The organism is Cellulomonas sp. Root137 (assembly GCF_001426725.1).
Taxonomy (GTDB): Bacteria; Actinomycetota; Actinomycetes; order Actinomycetales; family Cellulomonadaceae; genus Cellulomonas.
The window spans coordinates 293,016-312,541 of the sequence record NZ_LMFG01000001.1 but is presented as its reverse complement, the minus strand read 5'-3'; the positions used below and the strand labels follow the sequence as shown (position 1 = coordinate 312,541).

Genomic DNA, 19,526 nt, shown 5'->3' with positions numbered 1-19,526 from the left:
TGACACATCATGAGGTCTAGACCAGTCTGCTCGCAACTGGTCCAGACCAGACACCCCCCCGAGAGCTTCAGGACCACCCATAGAGGAGTGCTCCATGACCACCGTCACCGCCGACGTCTCCGAGAAGCGGGGCATTCCCGGCCTCGCCCAGCTGCAACGCATCGGCCGCTCGCTGATGCTCCCGATCGCCTCCCTGCCCGCCGCCGCGCTGCTGTTGCGGCTCGGCCAGGACGACATGCTCGGCAAGGACGGGCTGGGCGCGAGCGCCGACTGGCTGCTGCCGGTCGCGTCCGTTCTCGCCGCCGCGGGCGACGCCCTGTTCGCCAACCTCGCCATGCTCTTCGCGGTCGGCGTCGCCGTCGGCTACGCCCGCAAGTCCGACGGCTCGACCGCTCTGGCCGCACTCATCGGCTATCTCGTGTTCAAGGGCGTCACCACGGCCCTGTCGCCGTACGTCCTCGGCGCGGCGGCCGAGGGCGAGAAGCAGGAGCTCATCAACTACGGCGTGCTCGGCGGCATCGTGATGGGCCTCGTCGCCGCGCTGCTCTACCAGAAGTACTACCGCATCAAGCTCCCGCCCTACCTGGCGTTCTTCGGCGGCCGGCGCTTCGTGCCGATCGTGACCGCCGGTGCCGCCATCCTCATCGCGGTCGCGGCCTCGCTCGTCTACCCGGCCTTCGACGCCGGCTTCACCGCGGTCGGCGAGTGGGTCACCGGCTCGGTGATCCTCGGCGGGTTCGTCTACGGCACCACCAACCGTCTGCTCGTGCCGATCGGCCTGCACCACCTGCTCAACTCGATGCCCTGGTTCCAGTTCGGTGAGTACACCGACGCCAACGGCGAGGTCTGGAACGGCGACATCGCCCGCTTCCTGCACGGCGACCCGACCGCGGGCGCGTTCATGACGGGCTTCTTCCCGATCATGATGTTCGCCCTGCCCGCCGCGGCCCTGGCGATCGTCCACACGTCCAAGGCCAAGAACCGCAAGGTGATCGCGGGCATCATGGGCTCCGCCGCACTCGTCTCGTTCGTCACGGGCGTCACGGAGCCGCTCGAGTTCGCGTTCGTGTACGTCGCGTACCCGCTGTACGCCATCCACGCGGTGCTCACCGGCACGTCGCTCGCGCTCGTCAACGCGCTCGGCATCCGCGACGGGTTCGGGTTCTCCGCCGGGGCCATCGACTACGTGCTCAACTTCCGCATCGCGGAGAAGCCCCTGTGGCTCATCGTGATCGGTCTGGGGTACGCGGTCATCTACTACGTCCTGTTCCGATGGGTCATCACGCGCTGGCAGCTGCGGACGCCGGGACGTGAGGACGACGACGACGACTCCACGGCGACGACGACGGAGGACCGGCCGGCCGACGTGACGGTCCCTGCGGCGGTCGACGAGACGGCTCCCGCACGATGACCTCCGCGGTCGCCGCCGCGCTGACCCTGAGGGGGTTCGGGGTCAGCCCGGGCCGCACGGTGGGGGTCGTGGCGCGCATGCCCGACGCCCCACCGGCACCGTCGCCCGAGCCGTCGGCTCCGGGTACGGACCTGGTCACGGCGGCGGCCGCGGTGGACGACGCGGCTGCCCGGGTCCAGGACGCCCTGGCCCGGGCGGCCGACGCGGCGACCGGGGAGTCCGCCGACATCCTCGTGGTGACCGCGGCGATGGCGGCCGACCCGTCGCTCGCCGACGAGGCCCGGAGGCGTGTGCTGGAGAACCGGGCCACGCCCGCGCGGGCCGTGTGGGACGCGGCCGAGCTGGTCGCGGAGCAGCTCCGGGCGCTGGGCGGGATGTTCGCGGACCGGGCGGCGGACGTTCGGGACGTGCGCGACCGCATCATCGCCGAGCTGCTGGGTCTGCGGCCCCCGGGCGTCCCGGACCCGGGCACCCCGTTCGTGCTGGTGGCCAGGGACCTGGCGCCGGCGGACACCGCGCGGCTGGACCCGGCGCACGTGCTCGCCGTCGTCACGTCGGGCGGCGGGCCCACCGCCCACACCGCGATCCTGGCGCGCGCGCTCGGCATCCCGTGCGTCGTCGCGGTGGCGGGAGCCGACGCGATCTCCGACGGCGAGACGGTCCTCGTGGACGGCTCGCTGGGCGAGGTCGTGCGGGGTCCCGACGCCGGCACCGTCGAACGTGTCGGTCGCGCCCGCCCTCGTCCGACCCGCCTCGAACGGCCAGGCCGGACGGCGGACGGTCACGCCGTGCCGCTGCTGGCCAACGTCGCGGACCCGGCGGGTGCCGCGGCCGCCGCGGAGGCCGGGGCCGAGGGCATCGGTCTCTTCCGCACGGAGTTCGAGTTCCTGGGCCGGACGACCGCGCCCGGGATCCCCGAGCAGGTGGCGGCCTACGCGCAGGTCTTCGCCGCGTTCCCCGGCCGCCGCGTGGTCATCCGCACGCTCGACGCCGGCGCCGACAAGCCGCTGCCGTTCGTCACCGCCGCGGGGGAGCCCAACCCGGCCCTCGGCGTGCGCGGGCTGCGCACGTCGTGGGCGCACCCCGGGGTCCTCGACGACCAGCTCGCCGCCATCGCGCAGGCCGCGGCGTCGTCGTCGGCGGACGTCTGGGTGATGGCCCCGATGGTGGCGACCGCGGACGAGGCCGACGCCTTCGTGGCGCGCTGCGCCGCTCACGGCCTGGCGCACGCGGGGGTCATGGTCGAGGTCCCCGCAGCCGCGCTCCGTGCCGGTGACCTGCTCCTGCACGCCCGGTTCGCGAGCCTGGGCACCAACGACCTCACGCAGTACGCGATGGCGGCGGACCGGGAGCTCGCGGGCCTGGCGCGGCTGTCGACCCCGTGGCAGCCGGCCGTGCTGTCCCTGGTCCAGCTCGCGTGCGCGGGCGGCGAGCCGCGCGGCCGGCCCGTCGGGGTCTGCGGCGAGGCGGCGGCCGACCCGGTGCTCGCCCCCGTGCTTGTCGGGCTCGGCGTCGCGTCGCTGTCGATGACGCCCCGGGCGCTGCCCGACGTGGGCGCGGTGCTGGCCACCGTGACGCTCGAGCGGTGCCGCGAGCTGGCCGGCCTCGCCCTCGCGCAGCGCACGGCCGACGAGGCGCGGTCGGCGGTGCGCGCGTCGTTGGACGTGCTCGAGGAGCTGGGTCTCTAGGCGGTCTGCAGCAGGAACTGCTCGAGCGCGTCGATCGAGGCGACCGCGTCGGCGCCGTCGTCCTCCGTCGCCAGCACGACCTCGTCGCCCACCCCGACACCCAGCGTCATGATCGCGAGGATCGAGGCGGTGGCCACCGGGGTGCCGCCGGCCCGCGCGATCGTGACCCGTGCGGGCTGGCGGCCGGCAGCGGCGACGAACTGCGCGGCGGGGCGGGCGTGCAGCCCTCCGGGAAGAGCGACGACGACGGAACGCTGCATGGCCTGCCTCCAGGGACGGGTCGACGGTGACCTGCGCGACTCTACTGGTCTAGACCATGTGCGCGCGACTCGCTGTGGGAGACTCGTGCCGCTGCGGGCCTGCGCCCGTGCGGGAGGGCTGTCTGAGCGGCCGAAAGAGACGGTCTTGAAAACCGTTGGAGCGGGACAACCCCGTTCTCGTGGGTTCGAATCCCACGCCCTCCGCCGCGGGCCGTCGTGGCTCTGAGACCCACCGTTCCGGACCGCTCGAAGCCGGTACGGTCGACCCCCTGACCCGGGCGTTCCGGGCGGAGGGAGAGCTCGTGCGCGCGTCGGTCGCAGTGACGGTGGTGCTGGTCGGTGTCCTCGGGCTCGCCGGATGCACGGGCGGTGACGATCCCGAGCCCTCCGGGACGGGTTCGGCGGTCGCGACCACCGGCCCCGGCGGGACCGCGCAGCAGGCTGGGACGGTGTTCGAGGCCACGTTCCCCGTGCCGGGTGGGTCGGACTCCCAGGTGCGGGTCGAGGTGGAGCCGCTCGTCGTGCAGGGCAGGACGATGGAGCTGCGGGTCTGGTTCACGCCCGACGACGACTCGCTCGCCGACGGAGACACCGCGAACGTCTACGAGATGACCGGTGACGGCGACCTGCTCCCGGCGCTGAACGACCTCGAGCACCTGACGCAGTACTTCGTGCTGAGCGAGACAGGTCAGCAGTGGGCGACGGACACCGTGCGCGCGGAGGCTGCCAACGGCGAGCCGGTGCTCTACCAGGCGTGGTTCGCCGCACCGACCGAGCGGGTCGAGGCGCTCGACCTCTCGCTCGTCGCCTCGTGGGCGCCGTTCGAGAACGTCCCCGTGACGTACGGGGACTGAGCCGTGCGACCGATCGCCCGTCGACGGCCCACCGCGGCCGCGCTCACGCTCGTCGTCGTCGCCCTGCTCGTGTCCGCCGCCTCCCCGGCGACCGGCGACGAGGCCCCGCTGACGCTGGACGACTTCCCCGCCCTCACCGACGACGTCCTCACGAACGGCCTCTTCGCCGTGCGCGACTACAGCGACTCACCGCCGTTCTTCACGGTGCGCCCCTACGACCCGGACGCGGCCGTCCGGACGGTGGAGCAGGTCGAGCAGGTGCAGGACCAGACGTCGGTCACCCTCGCGTCGGACATCCTGTTCGTGGTCGACGGCAGCGACCTGTCGGAGCCCGCTCGCGCGGCGATCGGTGCGCTCGTCGCCCAGGTACCCGCCGGCGCCACCGTCACGGTCGACGGTCACACGGACTCCGTGCTCGACGACGCCCACAACCAGGGCCTGTCCGAGCGGCGCGCACAGTCGGTGGCCGCCGCCGTCGGTGCGGCCCGCCCGGACGTCGTGCTCGACGTGCACGGGTACGGCGAGTCGCGCCTGAAGGTCCCCGAGGCCGGAGAGGACCTCGCCGACGACCGGGCGCAGAACCGGCGCGTCGAGCTCCACTACGTCGGGGCGCCTCCCGCGACGACCGCGCCCGCGACCCCCGAGCCGACGGTCGGGCCTGCGGCGGCCGGGCCGTACGGTGAGGCCGGCCTCGTCGACCCCGTGCCGGAGTCCGGTGCGAAGCTCCTGGCGGAGCAGACCGTCGACGCCCCGGGTCGGCCCGGTGAGCAGCTGCGCGTCGGGGTCGAGGGCCTGGACGTGCGCGGCGCGTCGATGCGGCTGCGGATCGTCGTCGAGCGGCTGGGCGGGTCGAGCGAGCCATCGACGCTCTACGAGCTGATGGACGACCACTCGCTGACGCCGAGCGTCGCGGACCGCGTGCGTCTGGTCGACTACCGGACGCTGTCCAACACCGGCCAGCGCTGGTCGACCGACAACCTCGGGCTCTCCCTCGTCCCGGGCGTGCCCGTGCGGTTCGAGGCGACCCTCCCGGCGCCGCTGTACACGACCGAGGCGCTGGCCGTCAGCGTCGACGCCGGCTGGCCGGCGTTCGAGGACGTGCCGGTGACCTGGTCCTGACCCAGGTCGGCGACGATGCCCGCCGGCGAGCGGGTGACCGCGGTGCGCGTCTAGGCTCGCCGCGTGCCCCGACGCCACGTCCAGCTGCATGCCCGCCCGCCGAAGGAGGCGCAGGGAGAGGCCGTCGACGTCCTCGTCCGGCGCGGGCTCGACGACCTGCGTCGCGAGCTCGGCATCCCGGCGGAGTTCCCCCCGGAGGTCCTCGCCGAGGCGGCCGCCGTCATCGCGCGGGGTCCCGAGGGCGAGCGGTCCGACGCCACGGACATCGCGTTCGTCACCATCGACCCCGAGGGCTCGAAGGACCTGGACCAGGCGCTGCACATCGAGCGCCGCGCACCGGGCTTCCGGGTCCGGTACGCGATCGCCGACGTGGCGGCGTGGGTCCGTCCCGGCGGCCGGATCGATGGCGAGGTGCGTGAGCGGGTCGAGACGCTGTACGCGCCGGACGGCCGGACCCCACTGCACCCGCCGGAGCTGTCCGAGGGTGTCGCGAGCCTGCTGCCCGACCAGGTGACGCCGGCCCTCGTGTGGACGATCGACCTCGACGCCGAGGGTGCCCCGGTCGGGGTCACCGTCGTGCGGGCCTCGGTCCGCAGCCGAGCCCAGCTGACCTACGTGGGCGCGCAGGCGGCGCTCGACGACGGGACCGCCGACGAGACGCTGCAGCTGCTGCGGGAGGTCGGGACGCTGCGGGAGGCGGCCGAGCGTGCCCGCGGGGGCATCACGCTGCCGACGCCGGAACAGGTGGTCGAGCAGGACGCCCACGGCACCTGGACCCTCGGCAGCCGCGCCACCCTGCCCGTCGAGGAGTGGAACGCGCAGATCTCCCTGCTCACGGGCATGTGCGCCGCGCAGCTGATGCTGGACGGCCGGATCGGGATCGTCCGCACGCTCCCGGCGGCGGACCCGCGGGACGTCGAGCGGCTGCGGCTGTCCGCGCACGCGCTGGGCGTGCCGTGGCCCGCCGGGGCGACACCCGGCGACGTCATCCGCGAGCTCGACGCGTCGAACCCGACCCATGCCGCGCTGCTCACCGACGCGACCTCCCTGCTGCGCGGCGCGGCCTACGTGGCGTTCGACGGCGAGGTCCCCGCCGCGCCCCTGCACGCCGCGATCGCCGCGCCCTACGCCCACACGACCGCGCCGCTGCGCCGGCTCGTGGACCGGTTCGTCGGCGAGACGTGCCTGGCGCTCTGCGCGGGCGAGCCCGTCCCGTCGTGGGTCCGGGACGCGCTGCCGGAGCTCCCCGGGCTCATGGCCGGCGGGGACAAGCACGCGGCCGAGTTCGAGCGCGGCTGCCTGGACCTGGTCGAGGCGGCCCTGCTCGCCGGGCGGGTGGGCGAGGTGTTCGAGGGGGCGATCGTCGACGTGCGGGAGGACCGCGACCAGGGCGTGGTCCAGCTCCGCGATCCCGCGGTCCGGGGCCGGATCGAGGGCGTCGGCCTGCCCCTGGGCGAGGATGTGCGCGTCCGGGTCACGCAGGTCTCCGTGCCGGATCGCACGGTCGTCTTCGAGCTGGTGGAGGCTCAGGCCGACTCGGCCTCGTCCTCCGCCGAGCCGAACCTCGAGCGCAGGTAGCCCGCGTAGCCGCCCGGCGTCCGACCGACCAGGCGTCCCGAGGTGAGCACGTCGCAGTCGTCCGTCGCGACGACGCGCGCGCCCAGCGCGGTGAGCGCCTCCACCAGGTCGACGTCCTCGTGCTCGGGCAGGTCGGGGAAGCCGCCCGCCCGCAGGTAGGCGTCGGCGCGCACGCCGAGGTTCGCACCGTGCACGTGCCCGTTGGGTCGGCCGGGCACGCGGGTGGTCCGCCACGCGGCCAGCTGCGCGGGGGACAGGTCGGTGGGGTCGGGGCGGACCGTGCCGACGACCACGTCCGCGCCGGCGTCCGCGAGCCGCAGGTGCTCGAGGATCCAGCCCTCGGGCACCACGGAGTCGGCGTCGGTGCCGGCCACCCAGGTCCGCGCGGGGTCCGCGGTCGAGCGGGCGAGGGCGTCGCGCACCCCCGCCGCGCGGGCGGCTCCGGCACGGCCCTCGTCGAGGTCCACGAGCCGGACGTCCAGGTGCCCGAGCGCGACGGACCGGGTGCCGTCGGTGCACCGGTCGAGCACGAGCACCAGGTCGACCGTGAGGTCCGGCCGCACGGCCCGGGCCGCCTGCCGCGCCGACTGCAGCGAGCCGAGGCACCGGCCCACCAGCTGCTCCTCGTCGCGGGCGGGGACCACGACGACCACGTGCTCGATGCGCGGTCTCATGCCAGCCCCGTCCGCTCGGCCACCGACCGCGGGTCGTCGGCGTAGACGTCGAGGAGCAGGTCGGCCTCCCGGTGCTCGGCCAGGAGCGTGAGGTCCGTGGTGCGGCGCAGCACGCGGTGCACGTCGTCGCCGCTGAGCGGGTACGCCTCGACCGGGTGCCGCCAGTGGCAGGCGAGCAGGGTCCCGCCGGGGGCGAGCTGCGCGCGGAGCTCGCCCAGCACGCGCACCAGGGTGGGCCGGTCGAGGTAGTAGCCGACCTCCGACAGGACCACGAGGTCGAACGGACCCTCCGGCACACGGGACGCGATGTCCGCGACCTCCACCCGCGCGCCCGGCACGCGCTCGCGGGCCCGCTCGACCGCGGCGGCCGACACGTCGACGGCCAGCAGGTCGTCGGCGCGCTCGGCCAGCTGCGCGGTGAGGACGCCGATCCCGCACCCCACCTCCAGCACCCGTCCGAACCGCGCGTCCGGCAGTGCTGCGAGCGTCAGCGCGCGCTTGCGCTCCTCGTACCAGCGGTCGGTGTACCCCCACGGGTCCGCGTGCCGGCCGTAGGTGGCGTCGAAGAACTCCCCGGTCAGCGAGGGCCGGGCGGGCTCCTGCGCGACGACGACCTCGACGTCGCGGTCGAACGTCCGCAGGAACGCGGGGTCCAGCGTCGGGGCGTCGCGCGGGTCCGACGACAGCGCGGTGACCTGTGTCGCGTGCGCCGCGACGGCCCGGTGCTTGCGCACCACCGACCGGTCAGCCAGGTCCACCACCCGGAGCCGGTCCCACGGGACGCGCGGGTCGGCGGGCGTCGCCCAGTGCCAGAGCCAGAGCGGGTACTCGAGCAGCGCGCAGCCGAGCTCGTCGGCCAGGGTCGCGCAGACCTCGCCGACGATCCGGTGGTCACGGTGTCCGTCGCCACGCCACGGGGCGACGAGCTGGTCGACGGGAGGACCGTCCGCCAGCAGCGTCCGGAGGTCCGCCTCGACCGCGTCGCGCGCCTCGCGCAGACCCCCGTCGCGGTGGCCCAGCAGGGTGACCGGGGAGTCGGGGGACAGGAGGCGCACCGCCTCACGCACCTCCGCGGAGCGGACCCCCACCAGCGCTTCCGGCGTGAGCGTCGGGGAGCCGGGGTGCGACGCGCTGCCGTCGGAGACGACGACCACCTCGGCCGGGTGACCGGCGTCCGCCAGCTCGGCCAGGATGCCACCGGCCCCGAGCGTCTCGTCGTCCGGGTGGGCGGCGACCACCACGGTGCGTCCGGTCCGCCGGAGCGCGAGCGCGGGCAGGTCGCGGAACCGGGCGTCGGCGAACCAGGTGTCAGCGGGCGTGCCCGGTGCCCGTCCGTCGAACGTCACCACGGCGGAGCCTCGACGGCGGCGAGCGCCTGTCCCAGGGAGGCGTCGTCGCGCTCGGCGTGCTGCTGGCGGACGTAGACCTGCAGGTCGGCGACGCGCTTGGCGTGCTCCGCCTCGAGCGCCAGCGGCGCCGGACCGAGGGCGTGCCCGGCCGTCCGCAGCACGTCCTCGCACACACCCGCCACGGTCGCCCGCACCCGCTTGGCCAGCAGCCGGCCCTGCGCGGCGTCGAGCGCGTCCGCGTCCACCAGGGCGGCTGCCTCGGCGAGCGCCCGGCGGGCGGACTCCAGCCGCTGGTCGATCGCGCCGAGGTGCATGGCCAGCAGCGGGTCGTCGCGTCCGTGCGCTTGCGCGTGCACCCGCCGGCCGATCCCGACCGCGCCGCCGAACCAGCACGCCGCCACCCCGATGCCGCCCCACCAGAACCCCGGCCGTCCCAGGTACCACCCCGGCGCGCCCACCGGCGTCGCGCGCACGTGGTCGAACGCCACCGCGGTGCTCGGGATCTCCGCCAGCCCCCGGGACACCCACTCCTGGTCGACCAGCCGGACCCCCGGCTCGCGCAGACCCACCGCGAACAGGCCTCGCGATCCGTCCGCCAGGTGCGCGGTGACCAGCGCGGCGTCGAGCAGGCCGGCCAGCGAGCACCACGGCTTCGTCCCGTGCAGCCGCCAGCCGCCGTCCTCCTGCGTCGCGTCGAGCCGCACGCCCGGGCCCTCGGCGGCGAACACGCCCCAGGTCCGACCGGCGTCGTCGGGGATGCCGGCCTGCGCCAGGATCGCGCGCGCGTCCAGGTGCGGCTCGACCGCCCGCGCCACGCCGAGGTCGGCGGCGCCGAGCGTGGCGAGCAGCTCCCACAGCTCGGTGGTGCGGCCCTCGCCCGGCACCAGGTCGGCGGGCCAGGTGACGACGTCGCGCAGGGCGTCGCCGACCGTGCCGGGGATCGTCGGTGCGCCGCTGCTCGGGCCGAGCGCCCGCAGTCGCACGCTGCCAGGCAGGGCCATCGTCGTCACTCCCCGGGAGACCGGCTCGGCGGGACCGCTGCTCGATCCGTCGTCCCAGATCATCACCGCGGGTGGTCGGTCGCGCGACCCGAGCGGAGATCCGTGCGCAGGTGGACGGGCACGTGGCAGGGTCGGAGCGTGCACACCAGCGCCGGGGCGGACCGATGAGCGAGCTCGACGACGTCGCCGACGAGCTGTACGCGGGGCCGCCCGCGGAGTTCGTCGCCCGCCGCGCCGCGGCCGTGAAGGCCGCCAGGGCCGACAAGGACCGCGAGCTCGCCGACGCCATCGGAGAGCTGCGCAAGCCGACCGTCTCCGCGTGGCTAGTCAACCTGCTGGTGCGCGACGACCCCGCCATGGCCGGTCAGATCGTCGCGCTCGGCGAGGGGCTCCGGGACGCCGAGCGGTCGCTGGACGGACCGGCCCTGCGCGAGCTGTCGTCGCAGCGCCGCCAGCTCGTCCGCTCCCTGGTGGCCCGGGCCCGCCGGCTCGCGCAGCCGACCGGCCAGAAGATCGGCGACGCGGTGGTCCAGGAGCTCGACGCCACGCTCACCGCCGCGCTCGCGGACCCGGCCGTGGCGCGCGAGGTCGTCTCCGGTCGTCTCACTGCGGCGCGCGAGTACGCGGGGTTCGGCAGCGCGGACACGGCCCCGCCTGCGACCCCGCCTGCGCCTCCGACGCCGCCGAAGGCACCGAAGGCACCGAGCCCGCCCGCCGCGCGAGGACAGCTCCGGCTCGTCGGAGAGTCCGAGCGCGCTGAACCGAAGGAGACCGCCGCCGACCGGGAACGCCGGCGCCGAGAGGAGCGCGAACAGCGCGCCCGCGACGAGGCACAGGCGGCGTGGGAGCAGTCCGAGCGGGCCGCCACGGAGGCCCGGCGTCGACACCAGGCCGCGGTCGAGGCACGCGACGAGAGCGCCGCCGAGGTCGCTCGGGCGGAGGAGCGTGCCGCGCGCGCCCATGACGAGGAGGACGACCTCGTGCGTGAGCTCGCGGAGGTCCGGCGCCGGCTCGCCGCCGCCGGCAAGGCCGCCACGGTCGCGGACAAGGACGTGGCCTCGGCGCAGCAGACCCTGCGCGCCGACGACAAGGACGTCGCGGTCACGGAGCGCGAGCTCCACCGCGCCGAGCGTGCACGAGACGCGGCCGAGGCCGCTCGCGACGGGAAGTAGGAGGAGTCGATGGCCGACCGCAGGGACGACGCCCCACGGGTGCACCCCGAGACCCTCGAGGAGTGGCGCGACTGGCTGCGCGCGCACCACGACACCGTGCCCGGGGCGTGGCTCGTCTCGTGGAAGACCGCGACCGGCAGGCCGACCGTGCAGTACGAGCGGGCGGTCGAGGAGGCGCTGTGCGTCGGGTGGATCGACTCGACGAGCAAGACGCTCGACGACGAGCGCCGGATGCTCTGGTTCACGCGGCGCAAACCCGGCAGCGGCTGGGCGCGGACCAACAAGGAGCGGATCGTCCGGCTGGAGGCGGAGGGCCGGATGACCCCGGCCGGCCGCACGGTCATCGACGCGGCCAAGGCCGACGGGTCGTGGACGCTGCTCGACGACGTCGAGAACCTGGTGGTTCCGGACGACCTGGCGGCGGCGCTCGACCGCTACCCCGGATCGCGCGCGCAGTTCGACGCGTTCCCGCCGTCGACCCGGCGCGCGATCCTCGGCTGGATCGTGCAGGCCAAGCGCGAGCCCACGCGCACGGCTCGGATCGAGGAGTCCGCGCGGCTCGCGGCGGAGGGCAAGCGGGCCAACGAGTGGGTGCCGAAGAGCTAGGCCGCGACGACGCCGCAGGTCAGGGGCCGCTTTGGTGGTGGGCCACCGGCGCGGGTACCCTGTGCTGGTCCTGGAGACGTCGCATAGCCCGGTCTAGTGCGCGACCCTGCTAAGGTCGTGAAGGCGTAAGCCTTCCGTGGGTTCAAATCCCACCGTCTCCGCTCGTCAGAACAGCCCGAGCCCTCAGGGTTCGGGCTGTTGCTGCGTCCGGCCCCGGCGCGCCAGCACCACGTCGCCGACGATCACCGCCAGCAGCACCGCGTTCGACACCCAGTTCAGGGCCAGCGGCGAGGCCGTGTCCTTCAGCGCGAACACCCCGAGAACCGCCGCGACGCCGACCAGGTGCGGCGTCGACCACCGGCCACCTGTCGCCCGTCGGAAGAACGCGTTCCCCAGCAGGTACACCGCCGCGGCTCCGCAGATCAGCCCCGCGGTCCAGGTGTCGGTGTGCCCGAGGGGGTGCAGGAGCACGAGCTCGTCGGCCACCGCCGTCAGCACGATCCCCGCGATCAGCAGGAACGGGACGTAGGTGTAGGCAGTCTGCGCGACCATCCCCGGCTCCGCGCGCGACGAGAAGTACTCGGTGGCGGACCGCTCGGACCGGTCGAAGAACAGCAGCCACATGAGCACGGTGCTGGCGAACGCCGCGAGGAACGCCAGCAGCGTGGTGGCGTCGAGCTCCAGCTCCGCGAACGCCGTGCCGGTGACGATGATCGACTCGCCCAGGCTGATGATGAGGAACAGGGCCACCCGCTCGGCCATGTGCGAGCCCCGGACGGACCACGTGGTCGGGTCCGTCGGACCCATGAACGGCACCCAGAACAGCGCCCGGGGGCCGACGACGTCGATGAGTGCCGCCGTGATCCACAGCGCCGGCCGCAGGTGCTCGTCGACCAGCGCACCCGCGATCCAGAACGCCCCGGACACGCTCAGCCACACGGTGATCCGCACGAAGTTGGTGGCGTTCTCCGGCCAGTGCCGCCCCATCGCCCACACCGTGAACACGGTCCGGCCCACCTGGATCGCCACGTACGGCACCGCGAACAGCAGCGCCTTGCCCTCGAACGCCTCCGGGATGGCGCTCGACATGAGCAGGCCCAGGAGCATGAGGACCAGCAGCATCGTCCGCACCGGGGTCTTGTCCGGGTCGAGCCAGTTGGTCACCCACGTGGTGTCGATCCACAGCCACCAGACCGCCCAGGCGAGCACGAGGGTCTGCAGCAGGGTGGTGAGGTCCGGGTGCGCGATGAGGCTGTGCGACAGCTGCGTGACCGCGAAGACGAACACGAGGTCGAAGAACAGCTCGATGTACCCGACCCGGCTGCCGTCGTGGCCGCCCCCGTGCCGGAGCACGTCCGCGCGCATGCCCCACCGGCCGCCGCCGGTGCCCAGTCGCTGCGTGGTCGTCACCTGCGCGATCCTGCCACGGGCGTGTGACGTGTCACGTGCCCACGGTTTGGGCGACCGGGCACCTGACCTGTATCGTCGTCTGCGGCCCTTCGGGGGCCATGCGCCCGTAGCTCAATGGATAGAGCATCTGACTACGGATCAGAAGGTTGGGGGTTCGAGTCCCTTCGGGCGCACATCGAGGAAGGCGCGGTGCCATGGGCACCGCGCCTTCCTGCTTCCCACGGGCGGGCCGGCGGAGGAGGATCGCCGGTGGAGGCGTACGATGCGACGACGACGCGTGGTCTTCCGCTCGGTGGTGCTGGCCGTCGCGCTCGGCGGGGCTCTGGCGCTGCTGCTCCCCACCTCCTGGTTCTGGCTCGGCGGAGCGTTCCTGGGCATCGTGCTCGCGCTCGTGGCCGTGTTCGCCCTGATCAACCTGGTCGCAGTGCTGCGTGACCGGACGCCCGACCACGAGCCGCCCGGTGCCTGGTGGTGGTGCGAGCTCCCGATCGACCACACGTACGTCCGGGTCGCCGCCGTGGACTCGACGTGGCGGTGCACGCGGTGCGGGGACGTGCGGCACGTGCCGCCGCCCCGGGCGACGACCGACGTCTGGGCCGAGGGCGACAGCGGCTTCCCGATGGGGTACCACGACTGACCTGGGGGATGACGGCGGTCCGCCCGGGGGACCAACGGCCGAGGACCGAGATCCGCCCTGAGGGCCATTCGCCGGGGCGTCCGACCGTCGCAGAGTGAGGACCGTGACCCTCTATGTCGGACGACTACCGGAACGAGTGCGCCGTCGCCGTGCGCGATGGGCGGTCGCGAGCGCGGTCGTCGTGGTCTGCGTCGCCGTCGTCGGCCTCGTGCACACGCTCGGCAGTGCGGCGACGCCGGGTCCGACCCCGACGGCCGCTCAGGGGCTGAGCCCGGAGCTCGAGCAGCGGTTCGCCGCCGCGCAGGCGGCTGCCGAGCTCGCCGGCGTGCCCCTCACCCTGACCTCGGGCTGGCGCTCCGCGGCTGAGCAGCAGGCGATCGTCGACGACGCGGTCGAGCGCTACGGGTCGATCGAGGAGGCGCGGCGGTGGGTGCTCCCGCCCGAGTCCTCGGCGCACGTGCAGGGGACGGCGATCGACGTCGGCCCGACGGAGGGCGCCCTCTGGCTCGGTGAGCACGGGTTCGAGCTGGGCCTGTGCCGCACGTACGCGAACGAGATCTGGCACTTCGAGCTGCTGGCGGAGGGCGCGGACGCGTGCCCTGAGCTGCACGCGGACTCGTCCAGCGGCTGGTGAGCCCCTCAGACCGCGGCGTTGTTCTTCTGCACGCGGTTGCGCAGGAAGATCAGCGGGAGGATCAGCGCTCCGAGCATGGTGACGATCCAGACGGTGAGCGAGCCGAACACCCACGCGGAGGTGCCGCTGATGGTGAGGCCGTCACCGATGAGCGTCGCCACCCACAGCGCCGCGACCGTCGAGACCAGACCGACGCCACCCGTGAGCGCGTTGGCGTACTTGCGGGACATCACGAGGAACCACGGCGTGAGGATGCTCTGCAGGACGGCGAACACGATCACGGCGACGAGGAACCCCGAGGCCGTCACGGTGAACCCGTCGACGATCAGCGACGCGATCCACAGGCCGAGGGCCGCTGAGGCCAGGAAGATGAACGCCCGGATGAGGAAGACGACCATCGGAGGTGCTCCTTCGCGTCGGGGGCGGGGAGCGAGTCCCGGGCCCTGAGCCTCACCCTAGGGAAGCGCGCCGCTGCGCCGCCAGGGTGTGACCAGTCCGTTTGTTACGAGTGATCGCACGGCTCGGTCGTTGGCCGGGACGCCCGCTACCGTGGCTCGGGTGACGGAGAACTCGACACCCACGCCCATCGCCACCCCCGAGCACACGGTCGACGGTTTCGTCCGTGAGTTCCTGCGCGAGCTGAACTTCGGTCAGGGCACCGACCTCACGCGCGCCTCGGTCAACGACAAGTACCTCGCCATGGCCCGCACCGTGCGCCACTACCTCATGGTCCGCTGGATGGAGACGCTGCGGCGGCAGTACCAGATCCAGGCCAAGTCGGTCGCGTACCTGTCGGCGGAGTTCCTGCTCGGCCGGCAGCTGGACAACGCGCTGCTCGCCGCAGACCTCGACGAGGTCGTCGAGGAGGGGCTCGCCTCCCTGGGCATCGACCTGGCGGAGCTGCGCGAGGCGGAGGTCGAGCCCGGTCTCGGCAACGGTGGCCTCGGCCGGCTCGCGGCGTGCTTCATCGACTCGCTCGCGACCATGAACGTGCCGTGCATCGGCTACGGCATCCGGTACGAGTACGGGATCTTCCGCCAGACGTTCGTCGACGGCTGGCAGGTGGAGAAGCCCGACAACTGGCTGGCCCTGGGGTCGCCGTGGGAGTTCCCGCACCCGGAGGCCGCGGTCACCGTCGATTTCGGCGGTCACACCGAGCAGTACGTGGCCGACGACGGGGAGACGCGGAGCCGCTGGGTGCCGGGCTGGAGCGTGCTGGGCGTCCCGTACAACTACATGGTCCCGGGCTACGAGAACGGCCGCGTCAACACGCTGCGCCTCTGGAGCGCTCGTGCCACCCGCGCGTTCGACCTGGAGATCTTCAACGCGGGCGACTACGCGCAGGCGGTCCGCGCGCAGACGTTCGCGGAGAACATCTCCAAGGTGCTCTACCCGGAGGACTCCACGCCGCAGGGCAAGGAGCTGCGTCTGCAGCAGCAGTACTTCTTCGTCGCCTGCTCGATCCGCGACTTCCTCGACCAGGTGCTGCCCGGCGACTTCGACCTGCACAAGCTGCCCGAGCGCATCATCTTCCAGCTCAACGACACCCACCCCGTCATCGCGATCCCGGAGCTCATGCGGATCCTGGTCGACGAGAAGGGCTGGGACTGGGCCGACGCCTGGGCGGTCACCCAGAAGTGCTTCGCGTACACCTGCCACACCCTGCTGCCGGAGGCCCTCGAGGTCTGGTCGGTGGACCTGCTGGGCAAGCTGCTGCCGCGCCACCTCGAGATCATCTACCGGATCAACGAGGACTTCATGGCCGAGCTCCGGGAGGCCTACCCGGACGACGAGCTGCGCGTGCGCCGCATGTCGATCATCGCCGAGTACCCCGAGCGGGCCGTCCGGATGGCGTACCTGGCCACCGTGGCGGGCTCGAAGGTGAACGGCGTCGCCGCCCTGCACTCGCAGCTGCTCAAGGACAAGGTGCTGCACGACTTCTCCGACTACTTCCCGGACAAGTTCACCAACGTCACCAACGGCGTCACGCCCCGGCGGTTCGTGCGGCTGGCCAACCCGGGCCTGTCCGAGCTGGTCACCGCGGCGATCGGTGACGGCTGGGTCACCGACCTGGAGCGGTTGAAGGACCTCGAGCCGCTGGCCGACGACGCCGAGTTCCGGCAGGCGTTCCGCGAGGTCAAGCGCGCGAACAAGCTCCGGCTGGTGGACGTGCTGGCGGAGCGGGACGGCATCGCGATCGACCCGGACACGATGCTGGACGTGATGGTCAAGCGCCTGCACGAGTACAAGCGCCAGACGCTCAAGCTCCTGCACGTGGTCACCCTGTACGACCAGGTGACGTCCGGCGCCGTGAAGATCGAGGACGTCACGCCGCGCACCTTCGCGTTCGGTGCCAAGGCCGCCCCGGGCTACAAGATGGCGAAGCAGACCATCGGCCTGATCAACGCCGTCGGCCGCACCATCAACAACGACCCCGCGCTGCAGGGCCGGCTCACGGTCGCGTTCCCCGCCAACTACAACGTGACGCTCGCGGAGAAGCTGATCCCCGCGGCGGACCTGTCGGAGCAGATCTCGCTGGCCGGCAAGGAGGCGTCGGGCACGGGCAACATGAAGTTCGCGCTCAACGGTGCCCTGACGATCGGCACCGACGACGGCGCGAACGTCGAGATCCGCGAGCTCGTGGGCGACGACAACTTTTTCCTGTTCGGGCTGCTCGAGCCGGAGGTCGCGGACATCGTCGACCGTGGCTACCACCCCACGTCGTACTACGAGGAGAACCGCTCGCTGCGGCACGCGCTCGACCTGATCGCGTCGGGCACGTTCTCCGGCGGCGACCGGACGACGTTCGAGCCCATCGTGTCCAACCTGCTGTCGGAGGACCGGTTCCTGGTGCTCGCCGACTACCAGGCGTACATCGACGCGCAGGCCCGGGTCGACGAGGCGTACGCGGACACCGAGGCGTGGACGCGGTCGGCCGTGCTCAACGTGGCGCGGTCCGGCTTCTTCTCCTCCGACCGCTCGATGCGCGACTACATCGACCGCATCTGGCACACCCACCCGGTCCCGCCCGAGCGCTGACACGCGCAGCGTCCGAGGAAGTGGCTGCCAGAGCGCTCACTTCCTCGGACGCTGTGACGTGGTGCCGGGGCCTACCCTTGTCGCGTGACACCCGCGAAGAAGTCCCAGGAGATGAAGGCGTCGACCGCCGCCGCCAAGCTCGACGTGTACCTGCCGGCCACGCCGGAGGACTTCCAGAACCGGATGATCACGCGCGACGAGCTGACCGAGCTGCAGCGCACGCCCCCGCAGTGGCTGGTGGACCTGCGTCGCGACGGGCCGCACCCGCGCAGCGTGATCGCCGGCCGCCTGCGCATCTCGATCAGCGGCCTCGCCCGTGGCGGGATCACGGACCCGCTGACCACCGAGGAGATCGAGGCGCTGCAGGCCGAGCCGCCCAACTGGCTGGTCCGCGAGCGCGAGATCGCCGCGCAGGTCCGGCTCGAGGAGCGCCTGCAGGAGTCGCGCGAGGCGGACCGCAAGGCCGAGGCCGACCGCAAGGCCGCCACCGGCAAGGCCTGATCAGAGGCCTCCGCGCGGCGGCTCGAAGTCGGGCACCAGCACCGGGGTGTCGCGGTTGAGGGACTCCCCGCGGAAGTACGGACGCAGGGACAGCTTCGCTGCGCACGCGACCATCAGCGGCACCCCGAGGACCAGCATCCCGACGCCGATGACGAACACGCCGCCGACCCCGCCGAAGCTCGTGTACCCGTAGTCCGGGTCCAGCATGTCGCGCGCGGAGATGCCGAACGCCCACACCATCCCGGCGCCGCCGAGCAGCGGGAACAGGCCGCGCAGGAAGAAGTTGCGGGCGCTGCGGAAGATGGACCGCCAGAAGTACGTGACGCACGCGAACGCAGTCACGGCGTAGTAGAACGCCACGGCGAGGCCCAGCGACGCGATCGAGTCGAACAGGGCGTCCTCGCTGAGCAGCTTGAGCACGATGTAGAAGACGCCGGCGGTGATCCCCATGACCAGCGTGGAGAACGACGGCGTCTTGAACACGGGGTGCACGCGCGCGAACTGCTCCGGCACGGCCTTGTAGACGGCCATCGCCAGGGTGCCGCGGGCGGTCGGCAGGATCGTGGTCTGGGTCGACGCCGTCGCGGACACCGCGATGACCAGCAGCAGGATGAACGCCATCACCGGCCCGAGCAGCGGACCGCCCAGCACGGTGACCACGTCGTCGATGTTGGCCTCGTTGTTCAGGCCGATCCCCGTGGTGCCGAACCCGGCGTACGCCTGCACGGCGACGGCGACGAGGCAGTAGGTGACCAGCAGGATGACCGTGGCCAGCACCGCGGCGCGTCCGGGGGTGCGCGCGAGGTCCTTGGTCTCCTCGTTGACGGCCAGGCACGCGTCCCAGCCCCAGTAGATGAAGATGCACAGGATCACGGCGGCGGCGATGGCCGACGACGACAGGCCGGCCGGGCTGAACCAGGACCACTCCGGGAGCACGGCCTGCGGTCCGGCGGTGCCGCCGTAGACCTTCCAGAGCGCCAGGATGCTCAGCCCCCCGAGCACGATGAACTGGAAGACGACGAGCACGTTCTGCAGACGCTCGCTGACCAGGATGCCGCGGTAGCTCACCCACGTCATGGCCGCGATGAAGCCGACTCCGATGAGCAGGACCGCGATGCGGTTCTCGGCCACCTCGTCGAGGCCGAACGCGCGCAGGAAGTAGACGGCGGCCACCTCGGCCACGTTGGCCAGCACGATGATCCCGGACACCGCCAGCCCCCAGCCGCCCAGCCAGCCGACCCACGGACCGAGCGCCTTGGCGCCCCACGTGAACGTGGTCCCGCAGTCCGGCATGACGGAGTTGAGCTCGCGGTACGCGATCGCGACGAGCAGCATCGGCACGAACGCGATGAGGAACATGGCGGGGGACTTCTCGCCGACCGCCAGCACCACGTAGCCGAGCGTCGCCGCGAGCGAGTACGCGGGGGCGGTGCTGGCGAGGCCGATGACGGTGTTGCCCCACAGCCCGAGGCTGCCGGAGCTCAGCCCCTTCGCCGGTGCGGGGGACTCGTCGGTCAGGGCGCTGCTCATCGGACCTCCCGGCTCGCGTCGTCGCGGTACCCCCGGATCCGGACATTACTCCCGCGGGCCCCG

General features: G+C 73.1%; 18 protein-coding genes and 3 tRNA genes. 14 read left to right on the top strand and 7 right to left on the bottom strand.

Annotated elements, in window-relative coordinates:
- Positions 1-94: 94 nt before the first annotated feature.
- Positions 95-1,411, top strand: a complete 1,317-nt coding sequence (locus tag ASD18_RS01445; protein WP_056085870.1) for a PTS transporter subunit EIIC — start codon at positions 95-97, stop codon at positions 1,409-1,411.
- Positions 1,408-3,099: a phosphoenolpyruvate--protein phosphotransferase gene (ptsP, locus tag ASD18_RS01440; protein WP_056085869.1), complete on the top strand. Its 1,692-nt coding sequence runs from the start codon at positions 1,408-1,410 to the stop codon at positions 3,097-3,099. Before ASD18_RS01445 ends, ptsP begins: the two co-directional genes overlap by 4 nt.
- Here the strand turns inward: ptsP and ASD18_RS01435 are convergent.
- The gene (locus ASD18_RS01435; protein ID WP_056085868.1) at positions 3,096-3,359 is read right to left on the bottom strand and encodes an HPr family phosphocarrier protein; all 264 of its coding nucleotides are present in this window, start codon (positions 3,357-3,359) and stop codon (positions 3,096-3,098) included. The genes ptsP and ASD18_RS01435 overlap by 4 nt on opposite strands.
- 112 nt (positions 3,360-3,471) lie before the next feature.
- Between ASD18_RS01435 and ASD18_RS01430 the strand changes: the two genes are divergently transcribed.
- From ASD18_RS01430 to ASD18_RS01415, 4 genes are all read left to right on the top strand, one after another.
- A tRNA-Ser gene (locus ASD18_RS01430) sits at positions 3,472-3,563 on the top strand.
- A 98-nt stretch (positions 3,564-3,661) separates the two neighbouring features.
- On the top strand, positions 3,662-4,213 hold the full coding sequence (locus tag ASD18_RS01425) for a hypothetical protein (RefSeq protein ID WP_056085867.1): 552 nt from the start codon (positions 3,662-3,664) through the stop codon (positions 4,211-4,213).
- 3 nt (positions 4,214-4,216) lie between these two features.
- Entirely contained in the window at positions 4,217-5,332 is a 1,116-nt protein-coding gene (locus ASD18_RS01420; protein WP_056085866.1) for an OmpA family protein, read from the top strand.
- A 63-nt stretch (positions 5,333-5,395) separates the two neighbouring features.
- The gene (locus ASD18_RS01415; protein ID WP_082573426.1) at positions 5,396-6,910 is read left to right on the top strand and encodes an RNB domain-containing ribonuclease; all 1,515 of its coding nucleotides are present in this window, start codon (positions 5,396-5,398) and stop codon (positions 6,908-6,910) included.
- On the opposite strand, the gene ASD18_RS01410 is transcribed toward ASD18_RS01415, so the two are convergent.
- Genes ASD18_RS01410 through ASD18_RS01400 form a run of 3 tightly spaced genes read right to left on the bottom strand, consistent with a single transcriptional unit; the run spans position 6,859 to position 9,934 of the window.
- On the bottom strand, positions 6,859-7,584 hold the full coding sequence (locus tag ASD18_RS01410; protein WP_056085865.1) for a glycosyltransferase family 2 protein: 726 nt from the start codon (positions 7,582-7,584) through the stop codon (positions 6,859-6,861). The two genes, ASD18_RS01415 and ASD18_RS01410, sit on opposite strands and share 52 nt — an antisense overlap.
- The gene (locus ASD18_RS01405) at positions 7,581-8,930 is read right to left on the bottom strand and encodes a PIG-L family deacetylase (RefSeq protein ID WP_162251716.1); all 1,350 of its coding nucleotides are present in this window, start codon (positions 8,928-8,930) and stop codon (positions 7,581-7,583) included. Before ASD18_RS01405 ends, ASD18_RS01410 begins: the two co-directional genes overlap by 4 nt.
- Positions 8,927-9,934 (bottom strand): acyl-CoA dehydrogenase, encoded by a 1,008-nt coding sequence (locus ASD18_RS01400; protein ID WP_056091314.1) that lies wholly within the window; start codon positions 9,932-9,934, stop codon positions 8,927-8,929. Before ASD18_RS01400 ends, ASD18_RS01405 begins: the two co-directional genes overlap by 4 nt.
- A 164-nt stretch (positions 9,935-10,098) precedes the next feature.
- On the opposite strand from ASD18_RS01400, the gene ASD18_RS01395 reads away from it, so the two are divergent.
- From ASD18_RS01395 to ASD18_RS01385, 3 genes are all read left to right on the top strand, one after another.
- Complete coding sequence (locus ASD18_RS01395) at positions 10,099-11,106, top strand: hypothetical protein (RefSeq protein ID WP_156387841.1); 1,008 nt, start codon at positions 10,099-10,101, stop codon at positions 11,104-11,106.
- A 9-nt stretch (positions 11,107-11,115) separates the two neighbouring features.
- The gene (locus ASD18_RS01390) at positions 11,116-11,712 is read left to right on the top strand and encodes a YdeI family protein (RefSeq protein ID WP_056085862.1); all 597 of its coding nucleotides are present in this window, start codon (positions 11,116-11,118) and stop codon (positions 11,710-11,712) included.
- 72 nt (positions 11,713-11,784) lie between these two features.
- Positions 11,785-11,873: transfer RNA gene (locus tag ASD18_RS01385), tRNA-Ser, on the top strand.
- Between the two features lie 22 nt (positions 11,874-11,895).
- On the opposite strand, the gene ASD18_RS01380 is transcribed toward ASD18_RS01385, so the two are convergent.
- The gene (locus tag ASD18_RS01380) at positions 11,896-13,122 is read right to left on the bottom strand and encodes a low temperature requirement protein A (RefSeq protein ID WP_056085861.1); all 1,227 of its coding nucleotides are present in this window, start codon (positions 13,120-13,122) and stop codon (positions 11,896-11,898) included.
- 100 nt (positions 13,123-13,222) lie between these two features.
- Here ASD18_RS01380 and ASD18_RS01375 point away from each other — a divergent pair.
- The 3 genes from ASD18_RS01375 to ASD18_RS01365 all read left to right on the top strand — a co-directional run bounded on the left by ASD18_RS01375 (position 13,223) and on the right by ASD18_RS01365 (position 14,393).
- A tRNA-Arg gene (locus ASD18_RS01375) sits at positions 13,223-13,295 on the top strand.
- 89 nt (positions 13,296-13,384) lie between these two features.
- Positions 13,385-13,759 carry a hypothetical protein gene (locus ASD18_RS01370; RefSeq protein WP_156387839.1) on the top strand — a complete coding sequence of 125 codons (375 nt, stop codon included), beginning with the start codon at positions 13,385-13,387 and terminating at the stop codon, positions 13,757-13,759.
- A gap of 103 nt (positions 13,760-13,862) precedes the next feature.
- Complete coding sequence (locus tag ASD18_RS01365) at positions 13,863-14,393, top strand: M15 family metallopeptidase (RefSeq protein WP_235522217.1); 531 nt, start codon at positions 13,863-13,865, stop codon at positions 14,391-14,393.
- Between the two features lie 5 nt (positions 14,394-14,398).
- On the opposite strand, the gene ASD18_RS01360 is transcribed toward ASD18_RS01365, so the two are convergent.
- Positions 14,399-14,791 (bottom strand): phage holin family protein, encoded by a 393-nt coding sequence (locus ASD18_RS01360; protein WP_056085859.1) that lies wholly within the window; start codon positions 14,789-14,791, stop codon positions 14,399-14,401.
- 160 nt (positions 14,792-14,951) lie between these two features.
- Here ASD18_RS01360 and ASD18_RS01355 point away from each other — a divergent pair, with 160 nt between their 5' ends.
- Both ASD18_RS01355 and ASD18_RS01350 read left to right on the top strand, forming a co-directional pair.
- A complete protein-coding gene (locus ASD18_RS01355) occupies positions 14,952-17,432 on the top strand; it encodes a glycogen/starch/alpha-glucan phosphorylase (RefSeq protein WP_056085858.1) in 2,481 nt (826 codons plus the stop codon).
- 111 nt (positions 17,433-17,543) lie between these two features.
- Positions 17,544-17,933: a DUF5997 family protein gene (locus ASD18_RS01350; protein WP_200938555.1), complete on the top strand. Its 390-nt coding sequence runs from the start codon at positions 17,544-17,546 to the stop codon at positions 17,931-17,933.
- On the opposite strand, the gene ASD18_RS01345 is transcribed toward ASD18_RS01350, so the two are convergent.
- Entirely contained in the window at positions 17,934-19,463 is a 1,530-nt protein-coding gene (locus ASD18_RS01345) for an APC family permease (RefSeq protein WP_056085856.1), read from the bottom strand. It abuts the gene before it with no gap.
- Between the last annotated feature and the right edge of the window lie 63 nt (positions 19,464-19,526).